Origin of the sequence: Dorea sp. Marseille-P4042 (genome assembly GCF_900290215.1) — a bacterium.
GTDB classification, from domain to species: Bacteria; Bacillota; Clostridia; order Lachnospirales; family Lachnospiraceae; genus Dorea; species Dorea formicigenerans.
In genome coordinates this window covers 635,394-653,748 of sequence record NZ_OLMI01000002.1, presented here as the reverse complement: position 1 = coordinate 653,748, position 18,355 = coordinate 635,394, and the positions used below count along the sequence as shown (strand labels likewise).

The window sequence follows — 18,355 nt, the reverse complement described above, 5'->3', positions numbered from 1 at the left end:
TATGGCTTTTGACTACAAGAAGGAATATAAAGAATTTTATATGCCGAAAGGCACACCGTCTATCGTAACTGTTCCGAAAATGAACTATATAGCGGTAAGGGGAAGCGGCAATCCAAATGATGCAGACGGAGAATACAAGCAGGCTATCGGACTTCTGTATGGAATTGCATTTACGATTAAAATGAGCAAAAAGGAAGATCATCAGATTGATGGATATTTCGATTATGTCGTGCCGCCATTAGAGGGATTCTGGTGGCAGGATGGAGTATCCGGAATTGATTATGCTCGTAAGGAAGATTTTAAGTGGATCTCTGTTATTCGACTGCCGGATTTTGTTACTAGGGAAGATTTCGACTGGGCTGTCAGGAAAGCTACGGCAAAGAAAAAGCAGGATTTTTCTAAGGCTGAGTTTTTTTCCTATGAGGAAGGTCTTTGTGTACAGTGTATGCATATCGGAGCGTATGACGATGAGCCTGTTACGGTAGATGCAATGCACAGGTTTATGGAAGAACAGGGATATACACTTGATATAACGGATCAGAGGATGCACCACGAGATTTATCTGAGTGATGCGCGGAGAGTGGCACCTGAGAAATTGAAGACTGTGGTCAGGCATCCAATAAAGACTATGGGGGAATAAAAGGAAAAAGACATGGCATCTACAAAGGCATATTTGGATTTTGTTTTGGAACAATTATCAGGACTGGATGAAATCAGCAGTCGGGCAATGATGGGAGAATTCATTCTTTATTACCGTGGAAAGGTTTTTGGTGGAATATATGATGATAGACTTTTGGTGAAGCCGGTTCCGATGGCATTGAGGTTGATGCCGGATGCCGAGATGGAACAGCCGTATCATGGCGCTAAGGAAATGATTTTGGTTGATAATGTAGATGATCGGCAGTTTTTGTGTGAACTGGTTGAGAGTATGTGGGAAGAATTGCCGGAAAAGAAAAAGAAGAATATACATTAAGAACTAAGACTTGACAAAATCAAACCAATACTCTATATTTAGCAGTGGAGATTCTATACCCAAAAACAGAAAACGTGAATGTGCAAATGAAGCTCAAACCCTTGTGGTTTGGGCTTTTTCTAATTTTGATAGAAACTTGAGAACAATAATTTTCAAAAAGTCAATTATCAATTTGTAATGTTTTTTGAAGGAAAAAGTTCACAAAAGCATTTAGGCAATATTTACAAATTTTTTAAAAAAGGAATAGTTTCGCAAGAGTAACAGAGTGGCAATCGAGTAATATCGGTTGCTTTTTTGTTGCCCAGTTTTAGAAATTGTCGATTGCCCCCGAAAGAATGATTTCTAAAAATTACAAATTTGAAAAGAAATGGAGGAAAAGAAAAGTGAAAGAGTATTCAAAAGGAATTTATGTAAAATTCAAACCGGAAGAGGTGGAGATACTGCATAATCGAATGAAGGAAGCTGGAGTTCAAAACATGAGTGCATATATCAGAAAGATGGCATTGAACGGATATGTGATTATTCCTAAGTGGCCAGATCTGGATCAGGTAATATCCTTGCATTCAAGGATTAGTAATAATCTCAATCAGTATGCAAGGAAAGCAAATGAAACCGGAAAATTGTACGAAGAAGATATTACAGAAATAAAAAAGATGCATAATGAACAAACAAAGTTTATGAAAAAAATACTTGAGGCAGTAATGTATCTTTATGAGGAAGATTCAAAGAAGAAAAAGTGGTTTTATGGTAAAGCGTCAGCTTGGCTCTGCGGCTTATCCGCAGTTCAAGGGGATTGGGGCATTCCCCAACAAGCAAAAATGCGCCGGGTATATACCGGAGCACTGCCTGCCAATTTGTAAAAAGCGAAAAGAAAGGATTAAGTTTATGAGAGATTTAGAAAAGGTATGTATTCAACCGAAGTATAACTATTGCACCGGTGAGGAGCGTTTTACTTTCATCAAGCTGCCAAAATGTCTGGTAGAGGATGAAGGCTTTGTTGAACTGTCAATGGATGCAAAGCTTTTATACGCATTCTTTTTAGATCGAGTTTCATTGTCAATAAAAAATGGATGGATTGACAACCAAGGGAGGGTGTTTATCTATTATTCAATAAAAAATATTTGCGAGGATTTGAATTGTGGAACTCAAAAGGCATGCAAGTTATTGGATGAATTGGAAAAGGTGGGAGCACTTGAACGGAAGAGACAGGGATTGGGAAGACCTAACAAGCTGTACCTTAAGAAAATGTTTTGAGAAATAGCCATACCGTAAAAATCAAAATACAAAAGATGGAGAAATCACAATTAAGAATTTTGATTTTGACGCATACAGACTTTTGGTATTTACAGGTTTTGAACAGTAAAAATCAAAATCTAATAAGACTAATAATAACAATACTAATTTTAATAATATCTATCTTATCCTATCAGGAAGAGAAGAAACATCACTATGGATGGGATACGATGGATTTCAATGACAATGTCAGAAAGGATTTTAATTATGGTCAAGAATAAAGTGGTTTTAAAAGAAAGAGATGTATGGAGAAATTTAGCAAATTTTATTGGAGAAATGGTAGCAAAGTATGCGGAAGCAATGGACTTGGATAATTTGCCTGATCCGGATTTTTATCTTCGTAGGGAAAGAATAAGACAGTTGTACACGGAGCTATATAAAGAGAAGAATATAACAAAGTTCAGAAATACAAAAATCTCTATTGAAAGAAAAGTTGCAGCATGATACTATAACCGTATAGACGGATGAATAAATTTATAAATACGGATATTTACGGAATGTTGATGGAGGAAAAATCATGATTATCAGTGAAAGAATTTTTTGTGTGATGGAGCAGAAGAACATAACGCAGTTGGAACTCTCAAGAAGGACCGGGATTGCAACAAGTAACATCAGTGACTGGAAGAAGAAAAAGACGAATCCCAAAGCGGACTGTCTGTTGTCTATATGTGATGCATTGGAGATTACTCCCGAACAGCTTTTGACTGGAAAAGGAATTGATCCGGAATATAAAGATGCAGATATGGATTATGAAGTTACCAGGTCGGATATTAAGATTTTAAAGCAGATTCACAGTCTTGAAGATGCGCAGTATAAAAGATTGATGGCGTATATGAAAGCCTTGCAGAAGTTGGAACAGATGGAGAACATGGTGGAGGAATAGAGATGGCAAATAAAATAGTTAGAGAAATTATTCACGCAAAAGGAATTGATATTGGGATTTACACGAAAGATTTTGAAAATGAATATATTTCGTTGACAGATATTGCAAAATATAGAAATGATAATGATCCCAGATTTGTCATTCAGAACTGGATGCGAAACAGAAATACAGTTGAGTTTTTGGCTGTTTGGGAAGAACTTCATAATCCAGATTTTAACCGTGTGCAATTCGAGGCGGTTAGAAGTGAGGCAGGATTAAACAGGTTTGTTATGACGCCAACCAAATGGATTGAACAGACCAATGCTATAGGAATAGTGTCAAAAGCAGGCAGATATGGAGGAGGAACTTATGCACATAGCGATATTGCAATGGCATTTGCTACATGGATTTCTCCGGAATTTCAACTGTATATTATGAAAGATTACCGCAGGTTAAAACAAGATGAAAATAGTCGATTTTCATTGGACTGGAACTTGAACAGGGCTTTATCAAAGGTGAACTACCGTATTCACACAGATGCGGTGAAGGATAATTTGATTCCACCAGAGCTAACACCAGAACAGATTGTTTATACATATGCCAGTGAAGCAGATCTTTTAAATGTTGCTTTATTTGGTCAGACTGCAAAGCAATGGAAAAATAATAATCCGGGTAAAAAGGGGAATGTGCGTGATGATGCAAATTTAAATCAGTTGTTGGTGTTGGCAAATATGGAAAGTTATAATGCTATTTTAATTGAGCAGGGGAAATCTCAATCAGAAAGACTTATATTGCTTAGAAATTTGGCAATCAGGCAGATGGATACATTAGTCAGTATCAATCTGTCGGCAGTTTCGGCACTTCCTGGAGGTGATATGTAAATTGAAGAAAGAGAAAATCAAAGTATATTTATACACCCGTGTCTCGACAACCATGCAGATAGATGGCTATTCTCTGGATGCACAGAAAACAAAAATGAAAGCGTTCTGCGACTATAATGAATATGAAATTGCCGGTGAATATGAGGATGCAGGAAAATCCGGCAAATCAATAGAGGGAAGAGTTTCATTTAATCAGATGATGGAGGATATTAAGTCAGGAAAAGATGAAGTATCTTATGTTCTTGTATTTAAACTTTCCAGATTTGGAAGAAATGCGGCAGATGTACTTGCAACATTACAAGTAATGCAGGATTTTGGAGTGAATCTGATTTGTGTGGAGGACGGAATAGATTCATCCAAAGATGCCGGGAAGCTTATGATATCTGTTCTGTCAGCAGTGGCAGAGATTGAACGTGAGAACATTCGTGTTCAGACCATGGAAGGCAGGATGCAGAAAGCCAGGGAAGGCAAATGGAATGGCGGTTTTGCACCGTATGGGTATTCTCTCATTGATGGAAAATTGGAAGTAAATGAAGAAGAGGCAGTGGCTATCAGAATGATATTTGACCAATATGTAAATACGGATTTGGGTGCAAATGGAATTGCAAAGTATCTTGAAAATCATGGAACCCATAAGATAGCCAGACAGAATGGTAAAAATCCGTTATTTGATGCTGCTCTTATCAGAAGGATTATACAGAATCCGGTTTATAGTGGCAAAATCTCTTATGGAAGAAGACGGACAGAAAAGGTTCATGGTACAAGAAATGAGTATAGGCAGGTTAAGAAAGACGATTACCTGTTAGTAGATGGTCTGCACGAAGCTCTTGTATCAGAAGAAGTATGGGAGCAGGCGCAGGTCAAGGTGGCGGCACAGGCTAAAAAGTATGAAAAGGTCAATCGTGACAAGATTCATCTATTATCAGGAATTTTGAAATGTCCTGTCTGCGGTGCAGGAATGTATGGCAACAAGTCTATTAAGAAACGCAAGGATGGAAGTAACTATAAGGATTTTTATTATTATGGCTGTAAACACAGAAATATGACTAGAGGTCATAAGTGTGATTACAAAAAACAGGTGCATGAAGAAATGCTGGATGCTTCTGTTGCAGAGGTGATTAGTAAACTGGTTAGTAATCCTAAATTTTCGGATTTAATCCGCAACAAAATAAATATGGAAGTAGATACTAGTGCATTAGATTAGGAAATAGAAAATTATAAAATACAATTAAGAAAGCTATATCATAATAAAGATACTATTTTATCAGATATGGATTCTCTTGATTATGAGGATAAGCATTATCAGCGAAGAAAAACAGATTTAGAGAACCATTTGTACAAGACTTATGATAAAATAGATGATGCAGAGGAACTGCTGGTATCTGCAAAGGCTAAGAAACGCTCTCTGCTGGCAGATAAGATTACAGGTGATAACATTTACAAGGCACTCGTGTTCTTTGATAAATTGTATGCTCAAATGAACGAAGCAGAGAAACGGGAGTTCCTGTCGCAGTTAGTGGATAATGTGCAGATTTACGAAGAACGCAAAGAGAATGGTCAGTGGCTGAAATCTATAGAATTTAAGTTGCCAATTATAGAAAAAGAGTTTACACTAAGTTTGGACAATGATACACAAAATGAGACGGTCTGTCTCCTCTCTAAGAAATGCCTAGTTTAAGCGGGGTTGAGGGGTATATCTGCTAGAACATATTATGAAAATAAGCCTATAAAATATGTGCATGAAATGAAAAAATAGAATACGGGTGTAGTGAAAATCAACCTTTTGGCGTAGTTAGTATAGAGTACGCTGAAAGGTTATTTTTATGGGATTTTGTATGCGGAGAAGTAATAGACTGTACGCCGAAAGTTATGTAGGTTTAGATTGATTTTCGGCGTCTTGGCGCTTATAATAAAAATTAGGATAAAATGTCGCATTTTATAACTTTATTGAGGTAAGAAAATATGGAGTTTATGACTATTAAAGAAGCAGCAGAAAAGTGGAACCTATCAGTTAGAAGAGTGCAGACAATCTGCAATGAAGGAATGATAGAAGGGGCTATGAAGTTTGGTAATACTTGGGCCATTCCAAAGAATGCTGTAAAACCAGCGGATAAAAGAATTAAGTCCGGGAAGTATATCAAGTCCTGATTTTGGGACAACAGATATGGGAGAATGGATTAGAAAGGAAGAGTATGCCTATGTTACCGGAAGAAAAAGCTCGTGTAAAAATTGATAAGCAATTAAGAAATGCCGGCTGGGATATAGTGGCTCGAAATGAATATCTGCTTAATAGTATTGATGGAACTGCTATAAGAATTCAATTTAAGATAAGTGGCTTAAGTAAAATTAAAGATATATTAACAGAAATAAACGAAGAAGGAAAGCATGATAGAAATGATGGGTTCAAAACTGCATCAAAAGCATCTCAGTTTGATTTTTTAGATTAAGGCGACTTACTTATAGCTTAAAAAGTTTTTCTTGTTCAGGGCGGAAAAATATTTTTATTAAAGGAGATAAATTATGCCTAAATACACAGATGAAGATATTAGAAATATGAGTAAAATAACATGTAAGATAGCGGCAGATTACCTAGGCATATCCCCTATGGCGGTTAGTATCGGCATGAGAAATGATCTTTTACCGATCGGTTTTGCAATTCACAATGAAGAAAGAGATAGAACATATTCTGAGAGTTGGTCCTATCACATAATTGGTGAGAGATTGATTGCATATAAGTATGGGAAAACATCAGAAGTACAAGTTCAAAATATAGAAAAGAGTCTAAATACTATAATAGAACAGTTTGAAGAAATGAAAAAAGATTTGGTTTTTCTATTAAGCGAAAACGAGGATCAGCAGAATTAGAGCTTTATGAATATGCGTTTTCGCTGGGAAAATACAAAGATGTTAACAAAATCACAAAGTAATTTTTGATTATCTTTTCAAAAGTTCTTATATGCCGGTATAGCCTATTGTTACAGGCTTTTCCGGCATTTTTTGTTATGGAAGATACTCTCAAATCTTCTTATATCCCCGTATGTTTTGATGTTCAAAAGTAGTATGTGGAGTAGTAAATTCTCCGTTTACTACTTATGCAATTAGCCGCTTCATTTCTGTTATCGACGTTTCGGAAGTCGTATGCGCGTAATAGTTCAGCGTCATATTGATGTTGGAATGTCCCATGATGTACTGCAATGCTTTGGGGTTCATTCCCGCATTTGCTAACGTGGTGCAGAATGTGTGGCGTAAGGTGTGCGGTGTCATTACTTTTGGCAATGCTACCTTTTGCGTTTTGTTGTATTTCCTCACAAGTCCTCGGAACATACTTTCATAGTTGACCGCCACTTTTGGCAAGCCGTTCCGGTTAAGGAACAGAAATTTTGTGTAGCCCTCTAAAATAATAGGCTGTGCATATTTCCGTTTGTTCAGCACCCGCTGAAATGCTTCCAACACTTTTTCACTCATAGGAATAACCCGGTTGCCGCTTTTCGTCTTAGGTGTTTCCACATAGTAGCCCACGTCTGCAATTTTCAAAAGTTGGTGGTCTACATTGATAAGCTGTTTGTCTAAGTCAATGTCAGCTTCCGTCAGTCCGCAGAGTTCCGAAATGCGAAGCCCTGTCCCTAACAGTATGATAATCTCGTCGTAGTATTTCTGATAGACTTTATCATGCTGCACAAAGGACAGAAAAGCCGCTTCCTGCGTAGGGGATAGAGGTTCCTTTGGTTCCGTATCATCTTCAAGGACGGTGTTCAACTGGAAGTCAAATGGATTTTTACGAATACAATCGTCCTGTATGGCTGTGTAAAAGGCAGCCTTTAAGGAACGCTTGTGGTTGTTAATAGTCTTGAAGCCGTAACCTTTTTCTTTCATGCGTAACGCCCATTCCTTTGCGTCGGAGAGCTTCACATTTTCAATCCGACAGGCTCCAAGTTTATCCTCCTGCAAAATCCGCATGAGCTGTTTTCGCCCCTGCTTTGTACCATGCCGCACATTTGCCCGGTGGCGTATCTGCTTTGCGTAGAGTTGGCAGACCGTCATTTTCTTTCCGATATGGTCGATACCGTCGTCAAGGTCTTTTTGGATTTCTTTCTCTTTTTCCCTCAACGCTATATCGTCGCGCTTTCCTGCCGGGGTTTTGTCCGTAGGCACTAACTTCCAAGAATAAACAAACTGCGGTTTCCCAAAGGTATCTATATATTTGTAGGCATATCTTCCGTCTTTTCTCTGGCTCTCTCCGGTTCGGAGAATACGATTTTTATTATCCCGTCTTTTTTCCGACATCGTTATGCTCCTTTCCATAATGGAAAGAGCCTTGATATGCTTGACTACATTGTACCACATTCAAGGCTCGATTTCACTATCAGATTGCGTCCACCGTATCAATCATTTTTTCAAACTGCTTACGCTTAATCTGAATACGGTTTCCGTTCATCATTACCCAGTCCGGGACGGGATTTTCTTCTGCCAGTTTCCGCAGCTTGCTTTCTCCGATACGGAAATATTTTGCTGCTTCTTCTATGGTAAGCGTGTACTTTTCCCAAATCGGCACGTCGTTATTGTTCAATTTGTCGTCCCCCTTTCTTAACGGGTCAAAAATCAATCTGTGACATAGGCTTTAATCGGACGGCTATTAGCGTAACCTCATGGGAGTTGCACCCCTCCGGCGGTCTGCCGAAGCCCTACCCATTGCCTGCGACGCTTCTAACGCTCGGACTATGGCTGTAAGGAAGTATCATTATATATTCTGTGCGTTATCGCCCGCAGGGTGCTATCCCTACTTTACGGTGTGGTATTTCTCGCTCGCTTTTCGGTTAAGAAAAAGGTCATGGCGTACCCACCGCATGGCTCGGCACAAAAGGAACGTATCCGATTTGCCTTATGCTGCGTCGCCGTTCTCTTGCGTCGCTTTCTTTGTCAAGGTTCAAAATGGCTGTGCTGCCGCGTCAGCAGCGGAACGGAAAAGGGGGAGTAAAGACGTTCCACCGCCGATTGCGGTTATTTCTCTGTTCTAAAATTGAGGACAGCCATCATCAGTTTGGCTTGCAGCCGTTCCCGAATGTCGTTGTCTATACCAAAATAAACATTTCCACGCTCGTCATATAACTTTCGCATGGATAAACGGGCTATATAACCGCTGAAATGCTGCAAGACCATTTTCATAGCGTCCGGGTCGCCCTTTGTCGCTGCCACAATGACAGGATAAGGAACAAGGGCATTTTCAGGGTAGCCGGGTTGATTACCATTCGTCCCATTCATCAGCATTTTCCTCCAAATATTTTCTTAATTGTTCAAAAGAGCTTGTCCGTCTGTACTGTATTGTACTTCTCGGTGTATTGAGCAACTCTGCAATTTCTGTATCGCTCATTCCCTCGAAATAATACAGCAATATGGCTTTGCGCTTTTCTTCCGGCAAAGTACGGATTGCTTCAAGAAGCAACTTCGGCGTGATTTTCTTTCCGGCTTTTTCAAAGACGGTTTCAGCAGTTTCCCGTTTGAAATATTCATCAAAGGTATGTAGCTGTCGCGCTTCATCTAAGGTCATGTCGGAAAAGGTTACTTCCTTTGCCTTATGTGTACGAAGCTCTCTATGAGCGTCGCACGCTTCATTGTGCAATACCGCATTGCAATACTTCTGAAAAGAACATTGCTTATAAAACTCCCTGCTATTAGGTTCCACATTCTCACCTCCTTTCTCGTTGAAAGTTGGTGGTGCTTCCCCCTTTTCGCGGGGTAATACGGAGCTTTGAAAAAATGCCAAATATTTTCGGAAATTTTTTCAAAAATTTTTTTAAGCATACAAAATGCGCCCGTCCGCAAAAAAACGCGGACAGGCGCATAGGAATAATAAAAAGTATTTAGATGATTTAATAGTTCATATCTAAGGGTAGGAATATCCCCGGTGGCGGTCGGGCTTTTTTTGATAAATCAAAGAATGTAAGAATTTGTTGTTGTGGTTTATAACTCATGGCGGCTACCTCCTAAAGCCGCCATGTCTACATGGTTAAGGGTCGTCGTACAGACAAAAAGAAACGGCGGCTCTGAAAATCAAAGCCGCCGAAATAGAATAGGCGCGTGAAAATATGGCTGCTCTGCGACGGCTTTTTTTCTTTGCCGTCGTCCGGCAGATGTTGGTTGTATCATTACTTATTTTTGATTGTTTTTTTAGATATTAAAATCAAGACAGAAAACAATCCACAAAAGAACAAACTCATAAGGCTAATAATGATTTCTCCAAAGGTGGCAGAATAATAGCCGGAAATATTGAATGTAGCAGTAATAGGATAGCAAGCCGAAAGAACATCGGATATACTTGTGAATAATCCTGCAAAAGAATAAATTACTGTAAAAATCAAAGCAAGCCAATAGCCTTTCTTTATTCTTGATACAACCGCAATAACAGGTGCAATAGCAAAGAAAATCCCAATGCCGTCAAGTAAATAGATTTTGAAAAAACTTAAAATCATTTTGATAGACAAGCCCCTAAAATGTAAAATAACTTCAACTAAAAATGTAATGCCGAAAAGCAGCAAATAAAAGAGTACGCTAAATGCAAAAGTAATAAGTAATTTTGCAATCGTCATTTTAGCTTCACTTATAGGAATTAAACGTAATGATTTAATAGTATCTTCTTGTTCCTCACGACAAATCATATAGCTCCCCAAAAGTGCAATAACCGCAGGAAGAACAAAAAAAGTTGCTAAAGACTGTGCTGCGTTCATAAACCACCCTGCGTCATCTATATAGCGTTTTTCCCCAAAAGAAAACTGCCCTTGAGTAAAAACAATAATTGCAACCATAATAACTGCGAATATGGCGACCAACACAATTTTTGAACGTCGGAGTTTTTGATGTTCTGCCCAAATCAATTCTTTCATCATTCAATCACTCACTTTCTATGCTTTAAGGAAATGTACGCAAATACGATAGAAACAATAGTCCATATACCGATACAAAAAAGTGCAGCCGGAATATTGACTTCCTGTGCCAAAATAACACCGGGAATATCTCGCATGATAATTGCTGTTGCACTGGATAGAGGGTGTAGGTACATATTAACCATAAGCAAAATAAAGCTAAGAAAGGTGTAAACCAGTGTCACACATACAGGGAGTATATAGTTCTTCCCGGCAGCTGCAACCGCTAAAAGTGGTAATATGGAAAATGCGGTAAGTATGGCGATTTCAATACATTTCTTAAATAGATAACTGATACTATTCCATTCAAAGGTTATATAACCGGGAAGCATACCGAAAAATACAGACGCTATGGCTGTAAGCAACATAAAACAAACGGAATAAGACAGTACAACAATAAATTTGCTAAAAAAATATCCTGTCTTGCTAATCGGTATAATCCACAACTGTTTGAGCATATCGTTTTGATTTTCGTCATACATGAGCATAGTAGAAACCAAACCCAATACAACAGGAAGTATAATCCAAGCTGTATAGCTGAATGTAGTCCACTTATAAAATTGTAATGGTTCAATAACTGTTTTATCAGCACTTCTGAAATAAAAAACTGCAAGAAGTGGCATGAAAAGAGCGGATAACAGCATTAACACAATAAATTTTTTTCGACGCAGTTTAAGAAACTCTGCCTGTATCAGCCTAAGCAATTCCTTCTCCTCCTGTGATTTTTTTGAAATAGTCCTCTAATGTATCATTGCATAGCTGAGAACTGATAACAGCTATATCCTGTACCACAAGAGCTTTATTGACAGCAGCCATATCCAACGAAGTGTCATAAATCCGCAGGGTGTGTTCGTCCTGTACGGAATATTCGGTAACCCCAAACTGCCTTTCCAAAACAAGAGAAGTTTTCGGTATATCAGAAACTTGCAGAAGTATATACTTACTGTTTTTCTTTTGTAGCTCATTCATGCTGTTTTCTTCCAGTAGTACACCATGGTCAATAATGCCGATGTCATCAGCCAGTAGTGCAATTTCGGACAGAATATGACTGGAAATAAGAATTGTTTTTCCGCGCTCGATACTTAAAGTCTTAATAAAGTCCCTTACTTCTGCAATGCCTATCGGGTCAAGACCGTTTGTGGGTTCATCTAAGATTAGCAGTTCAGGGTCATGTAAAATAGCATTTGCTATTCCAAGACGCTGCTTCATTCCAAGAGAATACTTGCTAAACAATTTTTTGTCCCGATAAGGCAGACCGACAATCTCCAAGGCGTTTTTTACTGCATTTGGCGCAGCAGTACCGCGCAGTTTTGCAAATATCTCCAAGTTTTCCGTACCTGTTAAATTCGGATAAAAGCCGGGTGTTTCAATAATAGCACCAATCCGGGGATATACTCTTTTTTCCCTCCCTTTGATATTTTGACCGAATACGTCTACTTCGCCGGAAGTAATATCGGTCAACCCCAAAATCATTTTCATAATTGTGGTTTTACCCGCCCCATTACGCCCCAACAGCCCATATATCTGTCCTTGTTTCACATGGATATTAACAGAATTGACTACCGTTTGCTCTCCATAAGTTTTTGTCAGTTGTTTTGTTTCAATTACATATTTATTCATCATATATCCTCACTTTCAATAGGTCTGTTTCCGCAATGCAAGTACGGAAACAATGGCTGAAATACTTCCAATTACCAAAAGAGAAATTAAACAGATATTCGGAGATATAGTTATTTCTATTCCTCCCGCCCATTTCTTAACCATTTCTGCTGCGTCAGATGAAATATAGGGATAAATTCCCATAACACTCGCCAGTGGGTGCAGTCCCATAATCCCCGACGGAATAAGCACGACAGGCACAAGATAAAGTAATGCAGCCCCAATCGGTAGAACATATCCCTTTGCCAATGTTGCTAAAAAAATAACGGGGAGCATTGCAAGTGGAACTAACACGCCACCGGCTAAAAATAATAATCCCGCCTGTAAAATTGTTTCCGTATTCAAATCTGTAAAGCCGCCTGCAAGAAAGCCGCCAAGAATACAGATTGCAAAAGTAAGCAGACATAGTGCTAATGACATAAAAATTACCACTGCTATCTTTGAAAAATAAAGTTGCGTTTTGGAAATCGGAATAATCAGAAGTCCTTTTAAGGTATCATTTTTCTGTTCATCAAAGAACAATGTGGTTGCAAACATACTCAACACAATAGGCAGAAACAAACTTGTAAGGTTCTTAAATGCCAATGTGTATAAATCACTAAAACTATTCATTAGTGAGCTACTTCTTGATATACTGAAAGCACGTTCAACTGCGAATATTCCTAAAATTGCAGTTAGAATAAAGATACCTAAGACTGTCTTATTGCGTTTCCATTTCAGCATTTCAGTAGAAATGATAGTCATTGTCTTTTCCTCCTTTCTACCTCCCATTATATAGTATCAACCTTGCCATAACCTTGCCGAAACCTTGCTTTTTTCTTGTTTTATAGCAGGAAAGCCCCGCATTATTTACAGGGCTTTGGGAAGCAATATAGTAAATACAGTCCCTTTATCAGAGCTGTTTTCAGCGGTAATGGTTCCTTTGTGAACACTGATAAGCTCTTTAGCAATCGCCAGTCCTAAACCATTTCCCTTTGCAGACCGCGACTGGTCGCACTGGTACATTCTTTCAAAAATATGTGGCAGCTTATCGGGAGCTATTCCTTTTCCATTATCTGAAATTATAATTTTAGCTTGTTGTATATCTTCACAAATATGCAGTGCCATTTTATCTCCCGCACTATGGATAATAATATTTTGAAAAAGATTGTTAAGTACGCGGGTATATGCGTTTACATCTATGTGAATAAAATACTCTGTTTCGGGTATGACAAACTCATATTCAAAATGATTGCTTTCTAAGACGGGAATCCAATCCGCTATAATGTTGCGGGATAACTCGTTAAGGTCAAATTTTTCAAAATGAAAAATCTGCTCTCCGGAATCCAGTTTTACCCATTCAAACAAATTTTCCACAAAGGATTTCATATAGTGGGCTTTTTCATGTGCGACATGGATATATTCGTCCTTTTCCTCTCCAATAACAATTTTGTTTTCAACCGCTTCCAGATAACCTACAAGAGAAGCAAGCGGGGTCTTTACATCATGTGAAAGACTTGTCATCAGCCGTTTATATGCCTGTTCAGATTGTCTTTGCCGTATAAGCTGCGCCTGACTGTTTACTGCTATTTTGTTAATGTCATAGCAAATTGTTTTTGTCATATCGTTTTCGCCTGCTAAAATACGTCGGTTCAAATTCCCGCCCTTTATATCCTCTAAGGCGTCTTTTATCAGCGCAAGCTGTGTCCGCACACGCCGTAAGACAAAAAGGAGATACATAATAATAAGCAGCATAAGGGCTATCACTATGAAAAGATAAACATTTATATCCATGTTACGCCTCCTTGTTAAAACGGTAGCCGACACCCCGGACAGTTAAAATGTAAAAGGGGTGGTCGGGGTCTGGCTCAATCTTTTTCCTTAATTTGCTAATAAAAGACATAATATTGCTATCATCAAAAGCGTATTCTTCCTCCCATACCTGTGAATAAATTTGTTTTTTGGTAAATACTCGTCCTTTGTTGGAAGCAAGAAAGAGAAGTAAATCAAATTCTTTTCCTGTAAGCAAAACGGGAATATCTTTGACCGTAACTGTACGATTTAATTTGTCAATTACCATATCTTTCAACGATATGCTGTCTATGTCTGCCGTAAAGGGGTTTAAGGTGGTATATCGCCGGATAAGGGAATTGACACGCGCCAAAAGCTCGTTAATACCAAATGGCTTTGTCAAGTAGTCGTCTGCTCCCAGTCGCAGACCGAAAACCTTATCTTCTTCGCTGCTTTTTGCAGTAAGCATAAGCACCGGGATATTGCTTGTATCTCTAATTTTTTGGAGAATCTGAAACCCGTCTATATCCGGCAGCATTACGTCCAAAATAATAAGGGAATAGCTATCTTTATTTTCATCAATTAGACGAACCCCCTCAATACCGTTATATACAGTTACGGCTGATAATTTTTCCTGCTCTATGCACTTTTTCATAAGAGCGCAAAGCTCTTTATCATCATCTATAATCAAAACTTTATTCATGGTGCAGCTCCTTTCCTCGTTTTGTTCTCCCGTCAATCGGTTTTTCAGCGTCCTTTGGTATCAGCCACATATATCCAAGTTTTGAAACACCCGGTATGCGGTTTTCTCTGCAAAGTACCTGTACCCGCCTTTCAGAAATTCCCCATTTCTTCGCTGCTTCGGGGCAAGACATATATTCCATAACACCCAAGTCCTTTCTACAAATCATATCAGTATAATTATAGTCGGACATACGAATAATAGCAAGTATATAAATATGAATTATTATGGCTAATTAGTGGAACTGTATAGACATATCCAAGAAGAAAGGGGAACAGTAAAATGTAACTGGGTGAATAAATATGGCAAAAAGACCAGTAGAAAAATATGACTTCAAAGCCTTTGGAGAAGCGATAAAAGCTGCGCGGACAGGACGCAAGGAAAGCCGCAAACAGGTAAGTGATGAAATGTATATTTCCCCTCGCTACCTTGCGAATATTGAGAATAAAGGACAGCACCCCAGTCTGCAAATCTTTTTTGAGCTTATGCTCCGTTACAATATATCCGTAGACCAGTTTCTTTTAGATACGCCCGTCGGAAAAGATACAAAGCGGCGGCAGCTCGACGCTCTGCTTGATGATATGAGCGATAACGGCATACGGATTGTAACAGCAACCGCAAAGGAAATTTCAGAAGTCGAAAAAGAGGACAAATAGAAACGTCCGGCAAAATTGAATATGGATTTTCGGAAGCGTTGTAATCTTTTTTGAGATTGCAGCGTTTTTCTTTTGCATAAGTTCGGCAAAATGGTTTTTTCTCCGTAGAGGGAAATAAGGACATAAAAGATAAAAAACTTTCTTAGCAAGCATAGGAAAAGAGTACCCTTTTCCGTATTTTCGCCCTCCCGCCCTGCGGTGCGTCGGTTAAAAATTGCTTGTTGGGAAGTGTCCCAAACCCTCGGAATGGAAAGGAACGATTGCATGAACGGACGCAAAAGAAAAGTACAAATCAAATTCTATGTAACAGAGGAAGAACGGGCATTGATTAAGCAGAAAATGAAGCTCGTCCCTACCCAAAACATGGCGGCGTATCTTCGCAAGATTGCCATTGACGGCTATATCATTCAGACAGACCATAGCGATATAAAAGCCATGACAGCGGAGATACAGAAAATCGGGGTCAACATCAATCAGATTGCAAAGCGTGTCAATGCGACAGGCAGCGTCTACCAAGAGGACATAGAGGAAATAAAGGGGGTGCTTGCGGAGATATGGCGGTTACAAAGATTAAGCCTATTAAAAGCACGTTGAGCAAAGCCCTTGATTATATCCAAAACCCGGATAAGACAGACGGGAAAACACTTGTGTCCTCCTTTGGGTGCAGCTATGAAACGGCAGATATTGAGTTTGAATATACTTTGTCGCAGGCTCGGCAGAAAGGGAACAACTTAGCCTTTCATCTGATACAATCGTTTGAACCGGGAGAGGTGGACTGTGAGAAAGCCCATGCAATCGGAAAGCAGCTTGCCGACGCAGCAACAAAGGGACAGCACGAATACGTCCTAACTACCCACATAGACAAGGGGCATATCCATAACCACATCATTTTTTGCGCGGTCAACTTTGTTGACTACCATAAGTACAATTCCAATAAGCGCAGCTACTACGGCATACGGAATATGAGCGATAAGCTGTGTCGGGAAAACGGGCTGTCCGTCGTCGTTCCGGGCAAAGGCAGCAAGGGAAAAAGCTATGCAGAATATCAAGCGGAAAAGGTCGGTACAAGTTGGAAAGGCAAGCTAAAAATTGCCGTTGATACGCTTATCCCCCAAGTGGCAAGTTTTGAAGAATTGTTGCAGCGGTTACAAGCTGCGGGCTATGAGATAAAGCCGGGAAAATATATCTCCTGCCGCGCTCCCGGACAGGAACGCTTTACCCGTCTGAAAACTCTCGGTGCAGATTATACAGAGGAAGCAATCAGAGAACGGATAGAGGGCAAACGCACAAAGGCGGCGAAAGCTCCCAAAGAGCAGCGCGGCGTATCGCTGCTTATCGACATTGAAAATAGTATCAAGGCACAAGAGAGCCGGGGGTATGAACAGTGGGCGAAAATCCATAATCTGAAACTGGCGGCAAAGACCATGAATTTCTTGACGGAACATCAGATTGAGCAGTACGCGGATTTAGTCAGCCGGATTGAGGAAATAAATGCGGAAAATGAAAAGAAAGCAGACGCATTAAAGAATGTGGAAAAGCGTCTTGCTGATATGACGGTGCTGATGAAGCACGTTGCCACCTATCAAAAGACAAAACCAGTCTATGAAGCATACCGCAAGGCAAAGGATAAGGACGCATACCGGGCAAAGCAGGAAAGCGGTCTGATACTCCATGAAGCAGCGGCAAAGGCACTGAAAGCGGCGGGCATTACCAAACTCCCCAATCTCGCTGCCATGCAGGAAGAATACGGGAAGCTCCAAGCGCAGAAAGAAGCCCTTTACGTTGATTATGATAAGCTGAAAAAACAGGTCAAGGAATACGACATTATCAAACAGAACATAGACAGTATTTTAAGACTGGAAAAAGAACCGGAACGGGGCAGGGAAGCCGAACACTTACAGTAGAAATATCTATAAAAGCGTGGTAGGATAAAGGTATTCCAATACAGACAGGAGCGTGAAAACATGGCAGACCAAACAATACCCGATTATGAAACCATACGCGCCGCCGTTGCCGGAGAAACATGGGCGGTGGAAAAGGTGCTTATGTGCTACAAGGACGAAATCGACAGGCAGGCAACTGTAAAGAAACGTCAGCCGGACGGAACATTCAAACTGGAAATTGATGAAGATATGCGCCAGTATATCACAATGAAGCTGATAGAAGCCCTCCCCCAATTTCCCCTTGAAGAAATGGAAAGAGAGGAACAAAGAAATCGGGACAAAAAATCATAAAAAGGTAGACGGGAAGCTGCTGCGGACAGATAAGCAGTTCCGACATTTGAAGCAACGGCAAAAAGAAACTATCAGTACATGGCTTTATGAAGAATACCGCCGCCTTTGGATAGAAAAGGGACAGGAGCCGCATAAACGCAACAACCGGGAAATCGTTGCCGCTGTTATGGAACGGATAGAAGCAGCGGGGATATGGCTGCCGGAACAGGAAGTAACAAAATATTTTTACCGCAGGAAAACCCATTACCGGAACCGGATAGAAAAAGAATTACAGCCGAAGCCGGAAATGCAGGATAAAGACAGTCAGACACAAAAAGAACAGGGCGCAGGAAGCCAGTAATGACCTCCCGCACCCTGTTCTTTTATAG

Annotated in this window: 26 protein-coding genes and 1 pseudogene; 16 read left to right on the top strand and 11 right to left on the bottom strand. The window is 39.7% G+C overall.

All coding sequences use genetic code 11. From position 1 onward, the window contains the following. Position 1 precedes the first annotated feature (1 nt). From C7E02_RS08590 to C7E02_RS08535, 11 genes and pseudogenes are all read left to right on the top strand, one after another. Positions 2 to 640, top strand: a complete 639-nt coding sequence (locus tag C7E02_RS08590) for a GyrI-like domain-containing protein (RefSeq protein WP_105309334.1) — start codon at positions 2 to 4, stop codon at positions 638 to 640. A gap of 12 nt (positions 641 to 652) precedes the next feature. Beyond that, entirely contained in the window at positions 653 to 973 is a 321-nt protein-coding gene (locus C7E02_RS08585; protein ID WP_105309333.1) for a TfoX/Sxy family protein, read from the top strand. A 383-nt stretch (positions 974 to 1,356) separates the two neighbouring features. Then, positions 1,357 to 1,833, top strand: coding sequence for a plasmid mobilization protein (locus C7E02_RS08580; protein ID WP_242978780.1), 477 nt, complete (start codon positions 1,357 to 1,359; stop codon positions 1,831 to 1,833). 25 nt (positions 1,834 to 1,858) lie between these two features. Beyond that, the gene (locus tag C7E02_RS08575) at positions 1,859 to 2,227 is read left to right on the top strand and encodes a replication initiator protein A (RefSeq protein ID WP_203226955.1); all 369 of its coding nucleotides are present in this window, start codon (positions 1,859 to 1,861) and stop codon (positions 2,225 to 2,227) included. A 195-nt stretch (positions 2,228 to 2,422) separates the two neighbouring features. After that, complete coding sequence (locus C7E02_RS08565; RefSeq protein WP_158683003.1) at positions 2,423 to 2,710, top strand: hypothetical protein; 288 nt, start codon at positions 2,423 to 2,425, stop codon at positions 2,708 to 2,710. A gap of 73 nt (positions 2,711 to 2,783) precedes the next feature. Continuing rightward, positions 2,784 to 3,149, top strand: a complete 366-nt coding sequence (locus tag C7E02_RS08560; RefSeq protein ID WP_105309330.1) for a helix-turn-helix domain-containing protein — start codon at positions 2,784 to 2,786, stop codon at positions 3,147 to 3,149. Positions 3,150 to 3,151: 2 nt separating this feature from the next. Then, entirely contained in the window at positions 3,152 to 4,009 is an 858-nt protein-coding gene (locus C7E02_RS08555) for a KilA-N domain-containing protein (protein WP_105309329.1), read from the top strand. Position 4,010: 1 nt separating this feature from the next. After that, positions 4,011 to 5,687: pseudogene (locus C7E02_RS08550) on the top strand (recombinase family protein). Positions 5,688 to 5,971: 284 nt separating this feature from the next. Beyond that, complete coding sequence (locus tag C7E02_RS08545) at positions 5,972 to 6,157, top strand: helix-turn-helix domain-containing protein (protein ID WP_005339647.1); 186 nt, start codon at positions 5,972 to 5,974, stop codon at positions 6,155 to 6,157. 50 nt (positions 6,158 to 6,207) lie between these two features. Next, positions 6,208 to 6,456 carry a hypothetical protein gene (locus C7E02_RS08540; protein ID WP_242978779.1) on the top strand — a complete coding sequence of 83 codons (249 nt, stop codon included), beginning with the start codon at positions 6,208 to 6,210 and terminating at the stop codon, positions 6,454 to 6,456. A gap of 73 nt (positions 6,457 to 6,529) precedes the next feature. After that, positions 6,530 to 6,874: a hypothetical protein gene (locus C7E02_RS08535; RefSeq protein WP_005339644.1), complete on the top strand. Its 345-nt coding sequence runs from the start codon at positions 6,530 to 6,532 to the stop codon at positions 6,872 to 6,874. Positions 6,875 to 7,099: 225 nt separating this feature from the next. Here the strand turns inward: C7E02_RS08535 and C7E02_RS08530 are convergent, their stop codons facing one another. The 11 genes from C7E02_RS08530 to C7E02_RS08475 form a co-directional block, all read right to left on the bottom strand. Further along, entirely contained in the window at positions 7,100 to 8,293 is a 1,194-nt protein-coding gene (locus tag C7E02_RS08530; RefSeq protein WP_055152828.1) for a site-specific integrase, read from the bottom strand. Between the two features lie 79 nt (positions 8,294 to 8,372). Continuing rightward, positions 8,373 to 8,576 carry an excisionase gene (locus C7E02_RS08525; RefSeq protein ID WP_009905235.1) on the bottom strand — a complete coding sequence of 68 codons (204 nt, stop codon included), beginning with the start codon at positions 8,574 to 8,576 and terminating at the stop codon, positions 8,373 to 8,375. A gap of 431 nt (positions 8,577 to 9,007) precedes the next feature. Continuing rightward, positions 9,008 to 9,268, bottom strand: a complete 261-nt coding sequence (locus C7E02_RS08515) for a helix-turn-helix domain-containing protein (RefSeq protein WP_005933821.1) — start codon at positions 9,266 to 9,268, stop codon at positions 9,008 to 9,010. Beyond that, positions 9,249 to 9,689, bottom strand: coding sequence for an RNA polymerase sigma factor (locus C7E02_RS08510; protein WP_021421424.1), 441 nt, complete (start codon positions 9,687 to 9,689; stop codon positions 9,249 to 9,251). The genes C7E02_RS08515 and C7E02_RS08510 overlap by 20 nt, the downstream gene beginning before the upstream one ends. Before the next feature lie 463 nt (positions 9,690 to 10,152). Continuing rightward, positions 10,153 to 10,890, bottom strand: coding sequence for an ABC transporter permease (locus C7E02_RS08505; RefSeq protein WP_005933814.1), 738 nt, complete (start codon positions 10,888 to 10,890; stop codon positions 10,153 to 10,155). 8 nt (positions 10,891 to 10,898) lie between these two features. Further along, on the bottom strand, positions 10,899 to 11,630 hold the full coding sequence (locus C7E02_RS08500; RefSeq protein ID WP_021421426.1) for an ABC transporter permease: 732 nt from the start codon (positions 11,628 to 11,630) through the stop codon (positions 10,899 to 10,901). Continuing rightward, on the bottom strand, positions 11,623 to 12,546 hold the full coding sequence (locus tag C7E02_RS08495) for an ABC transporter ATP-binding protein (RefSeq protein WP_021421427.1): 924 nt from the start codon (positions 12,544 to 12,546) through the stop codon (positions 11,623 to 11,625). The genes C7E02_RS08500 and C7E02_RS08495 overlap by 8 nt, the downstream gene beginning before the upstream one ends. A gap of 15 nt (positions 12,547 to 12,561) precedes the next feature. Next, the gene (locus C7E02_RS08490) at positions 12,562 to 13,329 is read right to left on the bottom strand and encodes an ABC transporter permease (RefSeq protein ID WP_021421428.1); all 768 of its coding nucleotides are present in this window, start codon (positions 13,327 to 13,329) and stop codon (positions 12,562 to 12,564) included. Between the two features lie 105 nt (positions 13,330 to 13,434). Further along, on the bottom strand, positions 13,435 to 14,358 hold the full coding sequence (locus C7E02_RS08485; protein WP_005933807.1) for a sensor histidine kinase: 924 nt from the start codon (positions 14,356 to 14,358) through the stop codon (positions 13,435 to 13,437). A 1-nt stretch (position 14,359) separates the two neighbouring features. Further along, positions 14,360 to 15,058, bottom strand: a complete 699-nt coding sequence (locus tag C7E02_RS08480; RefSeq protein WP_005933804.1) for a response regulator transcription factor — start codon at positions 15,056 to 15,058, stop codon at positions 14,360 to 14,362. Then, entirely contained in the window at positions 15,051 to 15,239 is a 189-nt protein-coding gene (locus C7E02_RS08475) for a helix-turn-helix domain-containing protein (RefSeq protein ID WP_025578756.1), read from the bottom strand. The genes C7E02_RS08480 and C7E02_RS08475 overlap by 8 nt, the downstream gene beginning before the upstream one ends. Positions 15,240 to 15,399: 160 nt before the next feature. On the opposite strand from C7E02_RS08475, the gene C7E02_RS08470 reads away from it, so the two are divergent. From C7E02_RS08470 to C7E02_RS08450, 5 genes are all read left to right on the top strand, one after another. Beyond that, positions 15,400 to 15,753 (top strand): helix-turn-helix domain-containing protein, encoded by a 354-nt coding sequence (locus C7E02_RS08470; RefSeq protein ID WP_005933802.1) that lies wholly within the window; start codon positions 15,400 to 15,402, stop codon positions 15,751 to 15,753. Between the two features lie 264 nt (positions 15,754 to 16,017). Beyond that, positions 16,018 to 16,347 carry a plasmid mobilization protein gene (locus C7E02_RS08465; protein ID WP_105309328.1) on the top strand — a complete coding sequence of 110 codons (330 nt, stop codon included), beginning with the start codon at positions 16,018 to 16,020 and terminating at the stop codon, positions 16,345 to 16,347. Continuing rightward, complete coding sequence (locus tag C7E02_RS08460) at positions 16,308 to 17,657, top strand: relaxase/mobilization nuclease domain-containing protein (RefSeq protein WP_105309327.1); 1,350 nt, start codon at positions 16,308 to 16,310, stop codon at positions 17,655 to 17,657. Before C7E02_RS08465 ends, C7E02_RS08460 begins: the two co-directional genes overlap by 40 nt. A 60-nt stretch (positions 17,658 to 17,717) precedes the next feature. After that, on the top strand, positions 17,718 to 17,987 hold the full coding sequence (locus C7E02_RS08455; RefSeq protein ID WP_105309326.1) for a helix-turn-helix domain-containing protein: 270 nt from the start codon (positions 17,718 to 17,720) through the stop codon (positions 17,985 to 17,987). Between the two features lie 46 nt (positions 17,988 to 18,033). Beyond that, the gene (locus tag C7E02_RS08450; RefSeq protein ID WP_021423282.1) at positions 18,034 to 18,327 is read left to right on the top strand and encodes a hypothetical protein; all 294 of its coding nucleotides are present in this window, start codon (positions 18,034 to 18,036) and stop codon (positions 18,325 to 18,327) included. Positions 18,328 to 18,355: the final 28 nt, after the last annotated feature.

Coding starts and splice junctions, on each gene's coding strand:
- C7E02_RS08590 (WP_105309334.1), top strand. CDS start 2: ATGGCTTTTGACTACAAGAAGGAATATAAAGAATTTTATATGCCGAAA.
- C7E02_RS08585 (WP_105309333.1), top strand. CDS start 653: ATGGCATCTACAAAGGCATATTTGGATTTTGTTTTGGAACAATTATCA.
- C7E02_RS08575 (WP_203226955.1), top strand. CDS start 1,859: ATGAGAGATTTAGAAAAGGTATGTATTCAACCGAAGTATAACTATTGC.
- C7E02_RS08565 (WP_158683003.1), top strand. CDS start 2,423: ATGGATGGGATACGATGGATTTCAATGACAATGTCAGAAAGGATTTTA.
- C7E02_RS08560 (WP_105309330.1), top strand. CDS start 2,784: ATGATTATCAGTGAAAGAATTTTTTGTGTGATGGAGCAGAAGAACATA.
- C7E02_RS08555 (WP_105309329.1), top strand. CDS start 3,152: ATGGCAAATAAAATAGTTAGAGAAATTATTCACGCAAAAGGAATTGAT.
- C7E02_RS08545 (WP_005339647.1), top strand. CDS start 5,972: ATGGAGTTTATGACTATTAAAGAAGCAGCAGAAAAGTGGAACCTATCA.
- C7E02_RS08540 (WP_242978779.1), top strand. CDS start 6,208: ATGTTACCGGAAGAAAAAGCTCGTGTAAAAATTGATAAGCAATTAAGA.
- C7E02_RS08535 (WP_005339644.1), top strand. CDS start 6,530: ATGCCTAAATACACAGATGAAGATATTAGAAATATGAGTAAAATAACA.
- C7E02_RS08530 (WP_055152828.1), bottom strand. CDS start 8,293: ATGTCGGAAAAAAGACGGGATAATAAAAATCGTATTCTCCGAACCGGA.
- C7E02_RS08515 (WP_005933821.1), bottom strand. CDS start 9,268: ATGAATGGGACGAATGGTAATCAACCCGGCTACCCTGAAAATGCCCTT.
- C7E02_RS08505 (WP_005933814.1), bottom strand. CDS start 10,890: ATGATGAAAGAATTGATTTGGGCAGAACATCAAAAACTCCGACGTTCA.
- C7E02_RS08495 (WP_021421427.1), bottom strand. CDS start 12,546: ATGAATAAATATGTAATTGAAACAAAACAACTGACAAAAACTTATGGA.
- C7E02_RS08490 (WP_021421428.1), bottom strand. CDS start 13,329: ATGACTATCATTTCTACTGAAATGCTGAAATGGAAACGCAATAAGACA.
- C7E02_RS08485 (WP_005933807.1), bottom strand. CDS start 14,358: ATGGATATAAATGTTTATCTTTTCATAGTGATAGCCCTTATGCTGCTT.
- C7E02_RS08480 (WP_005933804.1), bottom strand. CDS start 15,058: ATGAATAAAGTTTTGATTATAGATGATGATAAAGAGCTTTGCGCTCTT.
- C7E02_RS08475 (WP_025578756.1), bottom strand. CDS start 15,239: ATGGAATATATGTCTTGCCCCGAAGCAGCGAAGAAATGGGGAATTTCT.
- C7E02_RS08470 (WP_005933802.1), top strand. CDS start 15,400: ATGGCAAAAAGACCAGTAGAAAAATATGACTTCAAAGCCTTTGGAGAA.
- C7E02_RS08465 (WP_105309328.1), top strand. CDS start 16,018: ATGAACGGACGCAAAAGAAAAGTACAAATCAAATTCTATGTAACAGAG.
- C7E02_RS08460 (WP_105309327.1), top strand. CDS start 16,308: ATGGCGGTTACAAAGATTAAGCCTATTAAAAGCACGTTGAGCAAAGCC.
- C7E02_RS08455 (WP_105309326.1), top strand. CDS start 17,718: ATGGCAGACCAAACAATACCCGATTATGAAACCATACGCGCCGCCGTT.